The sequence below is a fragment of the Thioalkalivibrio sp. AKL8 genome (genome assembly GCF_000380525.1).
GTDB lineage: Bacteria > Pseudomonadota > Gammaproteobacteria > Ectothiorhodospirales > Ectothiorhodospiraceae > Thioalkalivibrio > Thioalkalivibrio versutus.
On record NZ_AQYF01000006.1, the window covers coordinates 207673 to 224101 of the forward strand.

18 protein-coding genes are annotated in these 16429 nt (G+C 63.8%); 1 reads left to right on the plus strand and 17 read right to left on the minus strand.

Features of this window, described 5'->3' with window-relative positions:
- Positions 1 to 17 precede the first annotated feature (17 nt).
- Positions 18 to 335 (plus strand): hypothetical protein, encoded by a 318-nt coding sequence (locus G335_RS0105135; RefSeq protein ID WP_018143988.1) that lies wholly within the window; start codon positions 18 to 20, stop codon positions 333 to 335.
- A 528-nt stretch (positions 336 to 863) separates the two neighbouring features.
- On the opposite strand, the gene G335_RS0105140 is transcribed toward G335_RS0105135, so the two are convergent.
- From G335_RS0105140 to G335_RS0105220, 17 genes are all read right to left on the minus strand, one after another.
- Positions 864 to 1733 carry a glycine betaine ABC transporter substrate-binding protein gene (locus tag G335_RS0105140; protein ID WP_018176082.1) on the minus strand — a complete coding sequence of 290 codons (870 nt, stop codon included), beginning with the start codon at positions 1731 to 1733 and terminating at the stop codon, positions 864 to 866.
- A gap of 50 nt (positions 1734 to 1783) precedes the next feature.
- A complete protein-coding gene (locus G335_RS0105145) occupies positions 1784 to 2626 on the minus strand; it encodes a proline/glycine betaine ABC transporter permease (RefSeq protein WP_018143990.1) in 843 nt (280 codons plus the stop codon).
- 1 nt (position 2627) lies between these two features.
- Complete coding sequence (gene proV, locus G335_RS0105150) at positions 2628 to 3833, minus strand: glycine betaine/L-proline ABC transporter ATP-binding protein ProV (RefSeq protein ID WP_018176083.1); 1206 nt, start codon at positions 3831 to 3833, stop codon at positions 2628 to 2630.
- 53 nt (positions 3834 to 3886) lie between these two features.
- Complete coding sequence (locus tag G335_RS0105155; RefSeq protein WP_018143992.1) at positions 3887 to 4270, minus strand: hypothetical protein; 384 nt, start codon at positions 4268 to 4270, stop codon at positions 3887 to 3889.
- 39 nt (positions 4271 to 4309) lie between these two features.
- Entirely contained in the window at positions 4310 to 5353 is a 1044-nt protein-coding gene (locus tag G335_RS0105160; RefSeq protein WP_018176084.1) for a lipoyl protein ligase domain-containing protein, read from the minus strand.
- Between the two features lie 3 nt (positions 5354 to 5356).
- Entirely contained in the window at positions 5357 to 5785 is a 429-nt protein-coding gene (locus G335_RS0105165; RefSeq protein WP_018143994.1) for a hypothetical protein, read from the minus strand.
- Positions 5786 to 5939: 154 nt separating this feature from the next.
- Entirely contained in the window at positions 5940 to 6896 is a 957-nt protein-coding gene (locus G335_RS0105170; protein ID WP_018176085.1) for a hypothetical protein, read from the minus strand.
- 207 nt (positions 6897 to 7103) lie between these two features.
- Positions 7104 to 8357 carry an OmpP1/FadL family transporter gene (locus G335_RS0105175; RefSeq protein ID WP_018176086.1) on the minus strand — a complete coding sequence of 418 codons (1254 nt, stop codon included), beginning with the start codon at positions 8355 to 8357 and terminating at the stop codon, positions 7104 to 7106.
- 284 nt (positions 8358 to 8641) lie between these two features.
- Entirely contained in the window at positions 8642 to 9814 is a 1173-nt protein-coding gene (locus tag G335_RS0105180) for a radical SAM protein (protein WP_018143997.1), read from the minus strand.
- A 54-nt stretch (positions 9815 to 9868) separates the two neighbouring features.
- Positions 9869 to 10951 carry an NAD(P)/FAD-dependent oxidoreductase gene (locus tag G335_RS0105185; RefSeq protein WP_018168418.1) on the minus strand — a complete coding sequence of 361 codons (1083 nt, stop codon included), beginning with the start codon at positions 10949 to 10951 and terminating at the stop codon, positions 9869 to 9871.
- Positions 10952 to 10976: 25 nt separating this feature from the next.
- The gene (locus tag G335_RS0105190; RefSeq protein ID WP_018176087.1) at positions 10977 to 12068 is read right to left on the minus strand and encodes a lipoate--protein ligase family protein; all 1092 of its coding nucleotides are present in this window, start codon (positions 12066 to 12068) and stop codon (positions 10977 to 10979) included.
- Positions 12061 to 13242, minus strand: a complete 1182-nt coding sequence (locus tag G335_RS0105195; RefSeq protein ID WP_018144000.1) for a radical SAM protein — start codon at positions 13240 to 13242, stop codon at positions 12061 to 12063. Before G335_RS0105195 ends, G335_RS0105190 begins: the two co-directional genes overlap by 8 nt.
- A 105-nt stretch (positions 13243 to 13347) precedes the next feature.
- Positions 13348 to 13785 (minus strand): glycine cleavage system protein H, encoded by a 438-nt coding sequence (locus G335_RS0105200; RefSeq protein WP_077276997.1) that lies wholly within the window; start codon positions 13783 to 13785, stop codon positions 13348 to 13350.
- A 36-nt stretch (positions 13786 to 13821) separates the two neighbouring features.
- Positions 13822 to 14229, minus strand: coding sequence for a DsrE family protein (locus G335_RS0105205; protein WP_026181993.1), 408 nt, complete (start codon positions 14227 to 14229; stop codon positions 13822 to 13824).
- A gap of 8 nt (positions 14230 to 14237) precedes the next feature.
- Positions 14238 to 14684, minus strand: a complete 447-nt coding sequence (locus tag G335_RS0105210; RefSeq protein WP_018168416.1) for a glycine cleavage system protein H — start codon at positions 14682 to 14684, stop codon at positions 14238 to 14240.
- A 111-nt stretch (positions 14685 to 14795) separates the two neighbouring features.
- Positions 14796 to 15707 carry a CoB--CoM heterodisulfide reductase iron-sulfur subunit B family protein gene (locus G335_RS0105215; RefSeq protein WP_018144004.1) on the minus strand — a complete coding sequence of 304 codons (912 nt, stop codon included), beginning with the start codon at positions 15705 to 15707 and terminating at the stop codon, positions 14796 to 14798.
- Positions 15700 to 16416, minus strand: coding sequence for a 4Fe-4S dicluster domain-containing protein (locus G335_RS0105220; protein WP_018144005.1), 717 nt, complete (start codon positions 16414 to 16416; stop codon positions 15700 to 15702). Before G335_RS0105220 ends, G335_RS0105215 begins: the two co-directional genes overlap by 8 nt.
- Positions 16417 to 16429: the final 13 nt, after the last annotated feature.

Genomic DNA, 16429 nt, shown 5'->3' on the forward strand with positions numbered 1-16429 from the left:
TCAATAGAGGACCCGGTATGAAACTTGTCAAGCTCGTCAAGCTGAACAACCTGCAGTACAACCCGAACCGCGACCCGAACTTCTACCGCCGTCCGGTCAACGAGGAATTCCGGCTGCAGGCCGTGCTGAACGGCTCCGGCAGCGCCCAGTGCTCGTTCTCCGTGGAAGGCGAGACCCTGTGCGAGGGCAGCGTGTCCCTGCCGGGCACCTTCGACTGCAAGTTCAGCTACGACACCGCCGGCACCCGCATTGGCGACCTGGTGATCGAGGGCAATGGCGAGACCTTCCACGAGAAGGTCCGCATCGACGTGCTGGAACACGCCTGGATCGGCTGATCCAGTCCGGCCAGCGCGGCCCCGCTCCATCGGGGACGGCAACAGCGAAAGGCCCCGCGGCAACCTGCCCGGGGCCTTTCGCGTTTCGGGTCCAGCCACAACCGTCCATTGCCATCTCCTGCCGCACGCCCCCGTCATCCCCGGCCGCACGCCCCTCGTCATCCCCGGCCGCATACCCCCTCGTCATCCCGGCCGCAGCGAAGCGGAGAGCCGGGATCTCCCGGGCGAGCCCCGGACGTCCGGGTGATCTCCAGCAGTGGCGATCCCGGATAACCGCTGCGCGGTTTCCGGGATGCCGAGGGAGGGGCGTCTTCATGGTGACCGGAGAATGCCGACAAGGTGTTCCGATCGACCCGTCGCTCGCCCCCGAATCGGGCTTCTGCGTACTGTTTGTGTCCTCCGTGGTGCAACCGCCTTGGCCCTTCTTCGTATCTTCGTGCGCTTCGTGGTTAACAATGGAGTCGGGGCCCCAGACGAAGAAAGCCCCGCCGGAGCGGGGCTTTCGGGCATGGCCATGGCCTGCGGTGATCAGTCGATCACACCGGTCACCCAGTACTGCACGTACTTCGGGTTGTCCTCGATAAAGCGATCCACGGCCTCCGCGTAGGAGTTTTCCTGGGCGTAAAACATCGCGTCTTCCAGGACCTCGAGATCCAGGTGCATACGCGAGATCATCATCGCCACGTCGTGGTACTCCTCGGCGAAGCCTTCACGAGCCAGGGCATGGATCCGTTCGAAGCTGCCCAGGGCACCTTCCGGGTCTTCGAGGTAACGCAGATCATGGGCGCCGAATTTCCAGTGCGGGCTCCAGCCGGTCACCACGATCCACTCGTCACGACGGATGGCGCGTTCCAGCGCGGAGGTCATACCCGCCCCGGAGGAGATCTGCAGGTTGTAGCCATCCAGGCCGTAGGTCTCCATGGCCTCTTCCGACAACCGCGTCAGGCCCGCGCCCGGGTCGATCCCGGTGATGCGGCCATTCAGCTTGTCCCGTACGGAGTCCTTCTTCAGGTCCTCGATGGAGCCAAGCTCGTCCTCGGGGATATAGTCCGGCACCACCCAGCCGAGGCGGGCGTTGCCATACAGCGGCCCCAGGTTCACCACGTCCTGACCCACACGATCCATGTAGTCGGCGTGGGTCCCTGGCAGCCAGGCCATCAGCATCATGTCGATGTCGCCGGAGGCCAGACCCTGGTACTGCGGGGCGATATCGGTCTGGATCAGCTCCACCGAGTAACCCATCTCGTCCTCGATGACGCGCTCGGCCAGCCGGGTCACGAATTCGGCATCGGACCATGCAGTCCAGCCAATCTGGATATCGTCGGCCTGGGCCGTGGAGAGGCCCATGGAGGCGGCCAGCACGCCGCCCAGCAGGGTTGAAGTCAGTGTCTTGTTCATCGTGCTACTCCTTCCTTCGAGTGAAACGGATAGCGCGACGCGAGGGCCGGTCAACTGCTCGCCTTGCGCCGCAGTCCTACGCTCTGAGTGATCCGGTCGAGCAGGATGGCGAGGATCACGACCCCCAGGCCGCCCTCGAACCCCAGCCCGACATCGAGCCGCTGGATACCGGTGAGCACGGTGTTGCCAAGCCCGCCGGCACCGATCATCGACGCGATCACCACCATGGAGAGCGCCAGCATGATGGTCTGGTTGATGCCGGCCATGATCGACGGCATCGCCAGAGGCAACTGAATCTTGGTCAGGAGTTGGCGCCGATTGCAACCGAAGGCCAGCCCGGCCTCGATCTGCTCGCGGTTTACCTGGCGGATGCCGAGATTGGTCAGACGCACCACCGGCGGCATACAGAACACCACCGTGGCGATCGCGCCGGGCACCGTGCCCAGCCCGAAGAAGATTGCGGCGGGGATCAAGTAGACAAACGGAGGCATGGTCTGCATCAGATCCAGCACCGGACGAATCGAGGCCTCGAGCCAGTCGCTGCGCGCCATCGCGACCCCGACCGGCATGCCGATCGCCAGCGCCACGGCGGTGGCCGCCAGCACCAGCGACAACGTCTTGATGGTGGGCTCCCACAGGTCCATCCCGAGGATCAGGCCCAGCGCCACGATAGCGAAGATGCCGAAGCGCCAGCTGACCCGCCACCAGCTAAGCCCCACCAGCACCAGCACCAGCAGCCAGGCGGGGATCGCGAGCAAGGCCCCCTCGAAGGAATTGGTCAGTAGCCCCAGGAACCAGGCAATACCGTCCAGCGCCGGCTCCAGGTTATCGAGGATCCAGTCGACTCCGCTCTCGATCCAGTCGCCCACCGGGATATTGATGCGCCCTTCCATGTCAGTAATCTCCGTTCGCGGCGGCCGCGTTGCGGCTGCGGTCCAGGGCCTCGACCAGGCGCTGCAGGGTCACCAGGCCGCGGAACCGGCCCTCGCCATCCACCACCGGGATGGATACCGGGCTCTGCGCGGCCCGCCGCGGCAGGTCGGCCAGCGCCGTATCCTCGGGGACCGGCTCCACCTCCACCGCGACCTCGCTGGCGGCGCGATCCAGGGTAAGCTCGCCCAGACGCTTGGCCTGGACGACGGACTGGAAGCGCCCGCCGGCATCGACGATCACGGCCTCGTTACCCGGCACGTGGGCAATGCGGTTGCGCGCCTCACCGGCCGTGGTATCGGCATCCAGTACCGGGATGTTCTCGCTGTCCATGATGTCGCAGGCCTGGAATACCTGGGTGATGTCCACGCCGTGGAAGAACGAGCGCACGTATTCGTTGGCTGGGTGCGTGATGATTTCCTTCGGCGTACCGACCTGCACTACCTCGCCACCCTGCATGATGGCGATGCGATCCCCGATCCGGATCGCCTCGTCGAGATCGTGGGAGATGAACACGACCGTACGTCGGTGTTCGCGCTGCAGGTCCAGCAGGCGGTCCTGCATCTCGGTGCGGATCAACGGGTCCAGCGCCGAGAAGGCCTCGTCCATCAGCATGATCGAGGGGTCGGTGGCCAGCGCACGGGCCAGGCCCACACGCTGCTGCATGCCGCCGGAAAGTTCATCCGGATAGCTGCGGGCATGGGCCTTGAGACCCACCTGGTCCAGCGCCTCCTGGGCACGTTCACGGCGCCGGGTGCGGCCGACCCCGGCGATCTCCAGACCCAGCGCGGCGTTGTCGATCACGGTCTTGTGCGGCATCAGGGCGAAAGACTGGAACACCATCGCCAGGTCCTCGCTGCGCAACCGGATCAGATCGCGCTGGCTCATACGCGTGACGTCACGCCCACGGACCTCCACGGTGCCGGCAGTGGGCTCGATCAGGCGGTTAAGCAGACGCACCAGGGTGGACTTGCCCGATCCGGACAGCCCCATCACCACGAAGATCTCACCCTCGGCGATATCGAGGTTGCAGTCCTTCACGCCCACCGTGTTGCCGGTGCGCTCGAAGATGGTGTCCTTGTCCAGGCCGTCCTCGATCAGGCGCAGGCCTTCCTGCGGGTTCGGCCCGAAGACCTTGTACAGCTCGCGCACCCGGATGATGGGTTCCATGCCACGATCTCCCTGTAACGCTGCGTCCGACCCTCGGGCCGGACCGGGGTCCGTTACCAGTCGTACTGGCGAATGAACTCGGGAAGCTTGTCGATCATTTCGTCGCGCCCGAAGAAACGATCGGCGCGAGCCAGGCGCATCTCGTCCTGGATGTCCTGATCCCCGCCGAAGCAGAATACCGGAAGATTGATCTGGTATTCCATGCGCAGCATCCGGATCACGTCCAGCGGGTCGAAGGCCTCGATCTCGTCGAGATCCAGCAGCAGGAAGCGATACAGCAGGATCTCGTTCCACGGACCGAGCTCATCCAGGTCGGTCACCCGGTGCAACTGCCAGCCCTGCGGCAGTTGGGCCTGCATGCGCTCGGTCAAGCCGGCATCCTGCGTCATCAGGATGACGCGTTTCTCCAGGCGGCGTTCGATCGTCGGTTCGGACATACGGCATCTCCGGCGTTCGTGGGTAACGAAATGGGCGGGTCAGGCCGCCGCGATTCCGCGATAGAGCCCGTCGATGCGGGCACTGATCTCGTCGACCATGCGGGCATCGAGCTGGCCGTTCAGGCGCGAGCGCACGCGCAGGCGCTCCGGGGACTCGCCAATCAGGTGCTCCTCGAGGATGGCGGTGGTCGCCGGGTCCTCGCACCAGACCCGTGCGATGTGCGAGCCCTCGACGTGCAGACGCAGGCGCCCACAGGCCCCGCGGGTCTCGAACACGTGGTTGTCGCGGTTCACGCGGATCCCGTCGCGCACCGCAGGCGCCCCCTGCCCGTCGGCCAGATCCTCGAGCTCCTCGCGCCCGGCCGCCAGCCACTGTTCGATGGTGTCTCTGTCCGGCTCGATCACCCGCACCGGCACGCCGAAACGGCGCTCCAGGACCGCGCGCAGGGCGGCCTCGACCTGCGCGGGCTCGGGCGGCTCCGGGCACTGACGGGCGCAATCCGTCATGCCGGTCTCCAGCGCCGGGCGCAGCCAGTCGCGGTAGCCCTCGCTAGGGGCATGGACACAGGCGAGAAAACGCTCGACCGGGAAGTGCCGCAGGAAGCTGGCCCCGAACACGCAGCCCTCGTCGAGCGTGGCCGCGCCGGTGCCCATGATCTTGCGCCCCTGGACCCAGACATCCTGACCCCGCGCCTCCACGCCCTCCAGCCCAACCTCACGCAGGACATCCATCGCAATGCCCAGGCCCATGGCGAACAAGTGGCGATGCCCCCGAGCGAGGACATGACGCGGCTGGATCAGGAAGAAACAGGCCTGATCGGCATCCACCCAGACCGAGCCACCGCCCAGCGGGCGTCGCACCACCGGGACGCCCTGCTCCGCACAGGCCGCAAGGTCCAGATCGGACGCGGCATCCTGGCTGGCGCCGACCGATATATGTGGCTCGCGGGCGTGCGTCCAGAGTACGCGCGGGGGGGCGTCCGGCGAGGTCATGCTCGCCAGCCCCGCATACAGCGCGTGGAGTTCCTCGGCGGAGCGAGCCCCGGCGTCGATCCACTCCGGGGTCACCGTCGATGCGACCAAGTGTCAGCCCTCGGTCTTGTCCTGGCCGGCAGCGGGATCGTCCGCCTTGTCCTCCTGGCCGGGCTGGTAGAAGTAACGGAAATAGAAGTCGCTGCGCGAGAGATCCTCGTACAGCTTGGCACGTTCCTCGACCCCACTGCGCATGATCTCGACCATGGCCATGGCCTGCTCGCCGTCGATGATATGGATGCCGCCGGACAGCTCCTGGTCGGTGTCGAGAAAGTGCGCGGCCAGCTCTTCCGGCTCCTGGATGTAGACCAGGAAGGACTTGCACTCGGCATCCTCCAGATCCAGCGGCTGCATCACGATCTTGCCGAGCCAGGCCAGGCGCGCGACCTGGTTGAACTGATGGATATCGAGCTTCTTGCCCTTCTTGTACTTGTTGAGTTCGTTGCGGATCTCGCCAATATTGGCGATCTTCATCGATTTCATGGATGTGCATCCTGCCGCGAGTGTTGCGGGAGCATAAAACAACTGCGTGCCCGGGCCGTAAAAAAACCCCGGCAGACCGGGGTTCTTGAGTGGGGTACGCGGGAATTCCGCCACCCCTTGCGCCATTCCATGGCGCGAACGGATTATAGCGGGGTTACCACTCGAATCCGCTATCTTCCTGCTCCTGGTGGCCGGCGACCGCCTTCAGGGTCTCCTCCAGCGCGCCGGGCGAGCTGCGCAGACGCATGAAGCTGTTGTCCCCCAGCATCCGCAGATCCGGGAAATGCAGCGCCTTGCGGAAGCGCATGTGCAGCGCCTCCACCTCGCCCCCGCGGACCATGATCTCCAGCGGCACGGTCGCGGTATGGCGGAACTCGCCCACATCCACGATGCCGAGCTGGTGCAGGTCGGCCGAGTCCTGGTCGGCCCCGTCGGCCTCGCGCACGGCCACGCCGATCACGGTGACGTCCTGCCCCGGGATGTCCACCCGGTAGACCTCGCTGACCCCGGCGACACGGGATGCGAGATTGCCATCCAGCTCGTTCAGCGCCGCCCGCCGGGAGCCATGACTCGCCAGCTCGTACGGGGCATCAAAGCGCTCCATGCCAAAGGTATAGCGATAACGGCTGAGATCACGTTCGCTCAGCCCGTCCTCGGAACCGTACTCGCGTTCGGCACCCAGAGTGCTGGACAGGCGGTTGGCAACACCCGTTACCGGACGATCCAGGCGATAGGCGTGACGGAAGTACTCCAGGTTGTTGTAGCTCACCTGCAGCTCGCCATCGACCGCGGTTACGGCCACGCGGATCGGGGCGATATAACCACCCCGCTCCTCCGAGCCGGCGACGGACAGCAGGTCATCGTGGGTGACCACGACCACGTGTCGGTCATTGCTGACGGGGTATTCGCCCAGAAACCGGAAATCGGCCCCCTCCAGGCGTTCCCGCACACTGGCAGCCTCGCCGGAGACATCGGTCCCCGATTCGGTGTAGGCCAGTACAAACGGGCGATAGGTATCGGCCGCCACGGTCTGGCTCGCCGCGAACAGCGCAACCGCCGCGACCATGCCGACCGCACGGACGCTCCCGCGCAAGGCGTGGATTGCTCGCATGGCATCCTCCTTTGAATTCACTAATAGGTTCGAGCGGAATGCTCGGCAGGAAGAAGGGCCCGGAATGCACCCCCCGGTGCGTCACGAACTCCAGAATCACCCGCCCTCCCTGGCGGATCCGGCCTTCCCCTCAAGACCGGCGCGCCCCTCCCAGGCGCGCAATACCAAAGCCCCGCGGCGGTCAGGCGACCGCCCCGGGCCTCCCGATCAGAACCGGTACGCGTACCCGATCTCGAGCTCGTACTGCTTCATCTCGATCTTGATGTCCTGCGCCGGGTTCATCATGTTCGGGCCAGTCACACTCTGGCTTGGGGCGTACATGGCTGCAAAACTCAGCTCATGCTGCTCGCCAAAGGCCTTGGTAAAGCCAAGCGTATAGTGGTGTTTCATAACGGCTGGCGCAATCACGTTAAAAGTCACGTCGCTCGATCGAATCGGATTCTGACCTCGGTTGTAGCCCACACGCCAGGTCCAGTCATTGCCTGTTTCAAACTGCGCACCGAGCTTAAAGACATTGATGTCGCGCCAGCCGAAACCTGCCCCATTGCTTGCACCAAGTGCACCCTCTGGCCCCAAGGAGAGGTTGGATCCCGGATTTGAAATAGCATCGACATCAGAGTAATTGATGCGCTGGTAATCGGCCGATACGGTGATGGCGGGAGTCACATCTACCGAAACGCCCAGCCCGTAGGTAGAGGGGATATCGAACTCTCCACCATTGGCGAAAAGCCCTCGATAGTCGTCAAAATCGCCATTACGGATCTTGGAACGATAGTTCGCCCCGACGGTAACACCGTCCGCAACGTCCGCCTGGAAGCCGACCTGACCTCCATATCCCCAAGTCGAATCCGTACCGTTGTCGCTAACGTACTCCGGTGCAACGCTGAAGCCAGCGAAATCACCCAGTCCCTCAGCTTTGAAACGTTGATAACTGATGATCGGGCTCACCCCGACTCGAACGCGCCCCTCGGCAAAACTCTGGGCGTAGGTCGGAATGATGGCGAGCTGCTCAAGATTGACACCGGTCGTTGCCCCCGGCGGGTTACCGCTCTGGTTGAAGATCGGCTGGGGATAGTCGGTATTCATCCCCCCATTGCCCAACAACGTGATGCCCCAAGACCGGGTCTCATCAATCTGCTGAACATAACCGAGGGACGGGATGAAGAAATTCTTGCTCCCACTGTCGATCGTCGGTTGACCTTCGAAAGTCACAGAACGCTCGGGACGGAAGTAGGTGAGGGAGCCGTCGATGCGGGTCTCCATGCCGGCGATGCCGGCGGGGTTGATGCCCGGGGCGTAGGAATCCTGGGAGATCGCCATGCCGACGCCCCCCATGCCCTTGGCCTTGGTGCCGTAGCCGTGGGCGAAGTAGCCGTTGGTGGCGTGCGCGACGCCGGCGGAGCCCATGGCCAGGCCGACCGCGATAGTCACCAGGCTGCGGCGAATGAAGCGTGCTTCCATCTTTTATCTCCTTTGGTGGTCTTCTTGTTGTGTTGTGCGAACACCCCGGTTCCGCGCGGCCCCCTTGTATCGCCGCCGGTCCGGTCTTGGTGGTGTTCCCACGGCCCGCGCCACGGTGACCGACTGTGGCGCGAGTTTTTCGGCAGGTGTGTTCAAGGGCACTCGGGCGAATGGCCTTGATAACCCTGCTCGAAACCTGAATATTCAGAAAGTCTTATTGATCCCCTGACGTGCGAAAGCCCCGGGGGTTCCGGGGCTTTCGCTGGATACTACCACTATCGATTTCAGGCTGTCTTCTCGTCTTCCGCCTCGTCGGCGTCGAAGTCGAAGGTGCCGACATCCTCCCCGGCCATTTGCCGCTGGACGAACCCGACATCGGTCGAGTTGAGCGCAAACGGGAAGGACAGGATGTCCGTCGGGCTGGAATCGCCATACGGGCGGTTGCAGGCCGAGACCTCCTCGTCCGACTTGCCGGGGCAGCCGGAGGTCTGGAACGGCTTGCCGGAGGCAATCAGTTCTTCCACCTCGGCCTGCGGCAGACCGAAGTCCACTACCTGACCGTCGGCATTGAACTTCATGTCGTCGATGCGACCACCGGCGTAGTCGATGACGAAGCGACCGAGCTGCACGCGGCGCCACTGGTCACGCGGGACCGGGTTCCAGTCTTCCATCAGCGAGCCCTCTTCCGGGAAGAAGGCAAACATGTGGTTGTGGCCACCCAGGTCACGGATGCGCTGGCAGACCTGCAGGATCTCTTCCTCGGTCTCGCCCATGCCGCAGATCAGGTGCGCGCCAAATTTCTCCGGGCCGAAGATCTCGGCGGCCCACTCGATGGACTGCCAGTACTTGTCCCAACTGTGCGGGCTCTCGACCGCCTTGCCGCGGGTGCGCTCGAAGATCTCCGGGGTGACCGCGTCCAGCGCGACGGTGAAGATGTCCGCGCCCTTGTCGCGCAGGAGCTGGAGGTCTTCATAGCTCATCGTGGTCGGGTTGGACAGGATCGACACCGGGATATGGTTGACCTCGGCGACCCAGCGCTCCAGCAGCTCGACGGTGTCGGCGTCGGAGTTCGGGTGGGTGATCATGGAGATGCACATGCGCTCGAACTGGCCGGCGTCGGCGTGGTTCTTCACGCGTTCGATCACCTCGTCGTACTTGGCGGTCGGCCAGTCGACGCGGATGAAGTTGCGGTCGGCGTAATCCCGCGATTCCTCGCGGTGGCGGGCCAGACCGCAGTAGGAGCAGTTGGCACGGCAGCCTTCCGGGTACGTGACCAGGAGGTTCAGGCAGTGCGTGCAGGACGTGCGATGCATGGTGCCCGGAACCAGGCCCAGCGTGATCGCGGCCGCGGTGGACATCTGCACGTACTCCGGCGAACGCATGTCCGGGGTCTTGATGTGATAGTCGGGCCGATAAAAGTTGATCGGCGCGACCATCTCCTCTGCACTTGCACTCATGGAATTCCTCCAGCGTTGTCTCGGGGATGCCAGGCATCCGTCGACCGGGGCCGATTACGCGGCCCGGTCACCATCGTTGAAATACTCGGAAAATGCAATCCATCCGCGGCGCTGAGTGGCATCTTCCTGCGCCCGCGGGGTTCGCCAGTGTTCGTTGAGGAAGGCGCGCCGCTCGCAGGCGCGATCCAGCGCCGGCCCGTACTGGTCGCGCATGTCCTCGTCGTAGTCGGCCAAGGCCTCGGCGTCGCCTTCCAGGTGGCCGATCGCGGCCTCGCCGGCGGCCTCGCCCGAAACCACCGCTGCGGCAATACCGGCCCCGGTAATCGGGTGCGTCAGGCCACCCGCGTCGCCGACGAACAGCACGTCGCCGGCCACCAGCGACTCCCGCAGGCCGCCGACCGGGATCGCCCCACCGGTGCGGTAGCGGATCTCCTCGCCCAGCAGGCCCTGATCGACCAGCTGGGCATGCAGGGACTCCAGCGGCGCCTTGAGATCACCGGCAATGCGCTTGTCCGCGCCCAGGCCAAGATTGGCCCATTGGCCCTTGGGGAACAGCCAGGCGTAACCGCCCGGGTAGTCATCGGACAACCAGACATCGGTGGCGGTGTAGGGCTTGTTCAGCGGCACGGTGTACTGGCGGGTCTGCACCGTCGGCAGGGCCGGCAGGCCCAGCGATTCGGCGACCGGCGAATGCGGCCCATCGGCCGCGATCAGCACGCGGTAGCCGATCTCGTGTTCGTCACCGGCGTGTTTCACCCGGGCGGTATGACGTTCCGCGTCCACCGCCACCAGCGGAGTCGAGGTCACCAGCTGCGCCCCGTTCGCCTCGGCGGCACGGATGATGGCGCGATCAAACTCGCCGCGATCCACCATCAGGCCCGGGAAGTCGGAATGTTCCACCGCGCCGGAGGGCAGGAAGCTCTGCATCGCGTCGATCCGCTGCAGCAACACGCCGTCGGGCTGCGCGTACGCGCCCATCGGGTTTGGAATGAACTCGGCGCACTGCACCGGCTCGCCGAAGGCCTTGTTACGCTCGACCGCGAGCACCGACAGCCCGGCCTCGGCACACACACGCGCGGCCGAGGCCCCGCCCGGGCCCAGACCAACGACCAGCACATCCACCGCGGCGGGCAGCATTAGCGAAAACCTCGCGTTCCGTTCATCATTCCGCGACCGCTTCGACCTCGGCCTGCGCCAGCGCCGACTGGATAGCGGCGATGAAGTCATCCGCGCTCAGCTGGAGCATCTCGACGTCGCGCTCGGCGAAGAAGGCGCGCACGCGCTCTTCCATCTCCGCCTGCGGCGTATCCCGCAGGGCCGCCTCGAGATCGGCGATCGTGCGGGCCGGTTTCACGAAGATGTCCCCGGTAATCCACAGCTGCTTCAGACGCTTGCGCTCCGGGTCCAGCGCCACGCCCACCCGCATCAGCCCGCCATCGGACTTGGAGATACTCTCGAACATCGGGGCATCGGTCGCCGGACGGTTGCGCTGATACACCCACTCTTCGGTATCGATGTCCGCCAGCGCCTCGTCGAAGGCGCGGCGCTCTTCCGGGAGTACGTCGGCGGCTTCGGTGCGCACCCCGAACTCCTCGGCGAAGGCGCGCGCAATGGCCTCCTTGACCACGTCCAGTGCGGGCATCTCGTCGAGCAGCGTGGCGAGGTTCACAACCCGGTCGCGCGCGGACTCGATGGCCTTGTTGGAAAGCTTCTCCGCCGGTATGCGCAGGATGCGCAGCATGTCCTCGACATCGAACTCGATCAGCAACGTGCCCTGGTACATGATCGAATCGCCGTCAAAGGCGCCGCCGGTACCGGAGATCTTGCGACCATCCACTTCGATATCGTTGCGCGGGCGGAACTGCGCGTCCACGCCCAACGAACGCATGCCGGCCGCCGCTGCGTTACAGATGCGCGCGGCAATCTGACCCATGTCGGCCGAACCGAGAAAGCGTTTGTCCAGATACAGTTCCCAACCGAGCTGGGTGGCATCGAAATAGATCGCACCACCGCCGGTGATCCGGCGCTGGATGGCGATGCCGTTCTCCTGGCAGTACTCGGTGTTGATCTCCTGGTCCACGTTCTGGTGGAACCCCACCAGGGCACAGGGCTGGAACTGCAAAAAGCGCAGGGTATGCGGCGATGCGCCTGCCTGATGACATTCCAGCAGGGCGCGGTTGAACGCCATGTTCTCGGCGGCCGGGCGCAGCCCGGTATCGAGGATGCGCAGGGTCGTCTGGTCGCGCTCAGGCATGACAACCACCTCCGGCTGCAACCTCGCCCCCCTCGGTGACGATGCGAATGCCGCCCAGGCCCTGGCGCGCCTTGCGCTCCTGCTCGCGACGGCGGGCTTCCTCGGCCACGATGGTATCCAGGTCCAGTTCGACGCCACTGGCGGCGCCGGCGTCTTCGGCCATCACCTCGTCCCCGACGGCGATCGAGCAACAGGCCGGAGTCACGCGCACCTTCTTGCCCAGGCGCGCGGCGAGCTCCACCACCCCTTCCGCCGGGTGAGCGATCCCGGACAGGCCCGCCATCACGGCGTAGCTGTCGATCTGGCTCTTGGCCTCGCCCGGTGGACGGGCGCAGCCCAACAGCAGCGAGGTATCACCCAGGCGCGCGCGGGCGTCGTGGAAGAAGCGTCCCACCGCATGCACATCCGGGGTCTCGAACGGACGACTGGCCGGCGCGTAGAACGGCATGACCACCACCAGCACCACGGCATCCGGCAGGTGGCGCGCCAGCATCTCGAGCGCATTCCACTCGCCCAGCAGCTTGCCGTAGTGCAGGCCGATCACGATATGCGGGACCACCTTCATGTTGGTGTTCACCAGGCTCTCGAGCGTGCGCTCGAAGTCGTCCACGCTGCGCCGCAGGTGATAGACCTGCGTGATGGTGTCCTGGGCGCCGATGACGTCCATCATCGCCGCATCGATTCCCGCCTGTTCCATGGACAGCGCAATGTCGTCGTCCACCAGTGCGGTATGCATGGCAATGCGGAATTCGGGGAACTCGTCCTTGATGCGCCGGATGGTGGAGTAATACGGGTCGTATTCCACCTCGTTGCGATGATTCGAGCCGCCGGTCAGGAGCATGCCCTGGGCACCGGACTCGATCACGCCGTTCACCTGGCGCCAGAGATCCTCCGGGGTGCGGACGGGGATCATCGGATCCAGGATCTTGGCCTTGCAGTGATCACAGGCCAGCTTGCAATCGCCACCGGTGATGGACATCGCAGGCCACGCACTCTTCCCACAATCGGCCAGCTCGCTGGACTGGTAGGACTTGAAGGTCGGGGTATAAAAGTGCACCGAACCCGGATCCCCGGCGTGTTGCAGGCTATGCTGGAGGTCATCAACCAGCAACGGATCGACGGGGACGTCCTCGAGGGGCTCTACCCGCTGGATTACATCGTTCCAGCTTGTCATCAGCGGTCTCCGGGTCGGCGCATTTCTTGAAGGTTTTACTCGGGTATTACCGAAAAAAAGAGGCCGCCAACCGCAACGGGTCAGCGGCCCGGACCGGATCGGGGCTTAGCAGCCGCCGAAACCGTCCGCTTCCATCTTGGCTTCGAAGGCCGCATGGGCGTCGGAACCGGTCTTCAGATCGCCGATTTCGCCATCCCAGTCTTCCGGCTTCAGCTTGATCAGCCAGCCTTCGCCGTAGGGATCTTCGTTGATCAGGCCCGGGTTACCCGCAACCTTGTCGTTGGTCTCGGTGACTTCACCGGTGACCGGGGTCTTCGCCGGACCCACCCACTTGCCGGATTCGACGGTGGTGCAGGACTTGTCCTTCTTGACCGTCTTGCCGACCTTCTTCGGGGTGTAGGACACAATCGTGCCCGCCAGCGAACAGGCGTAGGACGTCAGACCGACGGTGGCGGTACCGTCGCTTTCCTTGCGCACCCAAACGTTGTTTTCAACGTTGTACATCAGATCTTCCGGAATATCACAACCCCGAACTGCACCCATGTCTTCCTCCAGGAATATTCAAATAAAGCGGGAAAATTAAAACGTTATCGTTTTATCACTGCGTAGTATCAGGTCGGCTAACTCGCTCGCCCGATTCACTTCATCGACATCGTCGATGAGATCCGAAGACGCGTCGATTCTATACCCCGGCAGAGCGGGCTGGCAAACGTGCAAGCGCACGCCTGCACGTTTTGCGTCCTGGATAAAGTCCTTGATCAGCTTGCCGTCTTCCATGGCCCGCAGATCGTCCGCTACACCCTGCTCCATCAGGCGCACGCCCTCCATGGTGAAGAAGATGTGCACGTCCACATCCATCGAGGCCATCACCGCGCCGAGATAGAACGGCGTGGCGCAACGGCCGGGCGTCGACGGGCCCGAGGTCATGATGATCACGACCGTCTGCTCGTCGTTGTCCAGGTAATAATCGTTGTCGATATCCGCCATGGTCCCGCTCACCGCAGCTTGCGCTGGCACTGGATGTCATCGTCCTTGGCCCGCTTGCAGTAGCCTTCCTCGGCCTTGTCCCCGGTCAGGAACACCTCCAGCGCGGCCTCGATCCCGTTGGTGGGCTCGACTCGGGCGATCCAGGCATTGTAGGGATCGGAATTCAGCAGCACCGGGTTTTCCAGCACTTCCTCGTTCCCCTCGACGATCTTGCAGTCGATGAAGTTGGGGATCGGACCCGCCCATTTTCCACTTTCGATCGTGGCAACCGGCTTGCCCGGCGGTCGCCGCGTACCCGGCCGCCGCACCCGCACGTGGATGATCTTGCCCGCAATCGTCTGCGACAGGTCGGTCATCCCCACGGTCAGGGTGTCGTCGTCCTCGCGACGAAGCCAGATCTGGAATTCGTCGTCGTAGAACAGTTCAGGGTGAAACTCGCAGCCGTTGCAATCCATGTTTCGCCTCATTCCCGGGGCCGCGGGGACCCGTGCCTACACAAAAAAACGGGCGCCAGGCGCCCGTCTTCCAAACTCATCGATGGGCCATGCCGGGCATGGGTCCAGGGATCAAATGACCCCCTTCTCCTTCAACAGGCCAATCGAATCACTCACGTTCTCGTGAATGCCCAGTTTCCGCGCAGACAGACCCATGGCCAGACCCAGCAACTGCGTGAAGTACAACACCTTCACATCGGTCTTGATGCCGAACTCGGTCTCGGCACGCACCTGGTGCATCTCCAGACCGGAGTGGCAGGTCGGGCACTCGGTGGCGATCACTTCCGCACCGGAGTCTTCCGCCGACTGCAGCAGGTTCAGCACCAGCTGGGTCGAGGTATCGGAATCGGACAACGTGTGCGCACCACCGCAGCAGGACGTCTTCAACGGATATTCGACGTTCACGGCACCCGCGGCGCCCAGAAGGTCATCCATGAAGTGCGGCTGATAGCTGGAGTCGGAGCCCGGGCCATTGTCCTTCTCCGGGAAGATCTGGCGCGGACGGGTGTACATGCAGCCGTAGTAGTTCGCGACCTTGATACCGTTCAGGCTCTTGGTCATCTTCTGCTTGATGCCTTCCGGACCGAGTTCTTCCATCAGCCACTCGAGCAGATGCAGGGTGCGAACGTCGCCGCTGTAGACCGGGTCATCCGACTGACGCGCAAGATCCTGCACGGTGTTCATCGCGTCTTCCGACGTGGCAGTTTCGAACTCGGCTTTCTTCAGGTTGTGATAGCAGCCGTTACAGGGGGCCATCACGGTGTCCATGCCCATCTGTTCGGAGGCGATCGCCATGTTCCGTGCGGACAGGTAGGTCTGCAGCATGGGGTGAACGTTCTTCACCTCCATCGCGCCACAGCAGTTCCAGTCCCGCAGGTTCTCCATCTCGAGCCCCAGCGCCTTCACCAGCACGCGGGTGGAGCGATCGTACGGCCCACCGGAGCCCTCAAGTGCGCAACCCGGATAGTAAGCAACCTTAGCCATGAGCGGCCTCCTTCTGTTCGCGCACGTAACTCTTCAGCACGTCCCCGGTCTTGCCCCAGGACTTGGTGCGCGGCGTATGAATCGTGTTGAAGCCCATCGCCATCAGGTGCTTCACCGGGAGGTGCTTCATCATTCGGAAGACGAACACCTTCAGCCATTCCTGCAGAAGCGGCTGGCCGGTCTTCTTGAAGAAGTTCTGCATCACCTTGCCGTCTTCGATGCGGCCGGTCTTGTAGATCTGGTCGGCGAACTCTTCATCGAAGATGCTGGACGGGGTCTTTTCGGTGATCCCTTCCTCTTCCATCCAGTGCGCCAGCGCCTTCATCACGCCTTCCGGCTTCACGTCCTTCGGGCAGATGTTCGTGCATTTGTTGCAAGAAACGCACTGCCAGATGATGTCCTTGTCCTTGACCAGCTCTTCCTTCATGCCAAGGCGGGTCAGGTAGATCCAGTAGCGCGGATTGAACTGCACATTCTGCGCGTACATCGTGCAGGAGTTGGTGCAGGACCCGCACTGCCAGCAGCGGTGCACATTCTCCGCACCCGTGTAGGTCTGAATCTTCGTCTCGAAATCGTCGTCGTAATCGCGAACCGTGCGCGGGGCAATCATGGTGTTCCAGTGACCGGAAACATCCACCCCGTCGACCACCAGCTCGTCGTGCTGCTGGAGTCGTTCGTCCTCGATCAGTGCTTTTTCATGTATTGCCATGACGTCTCTCCGA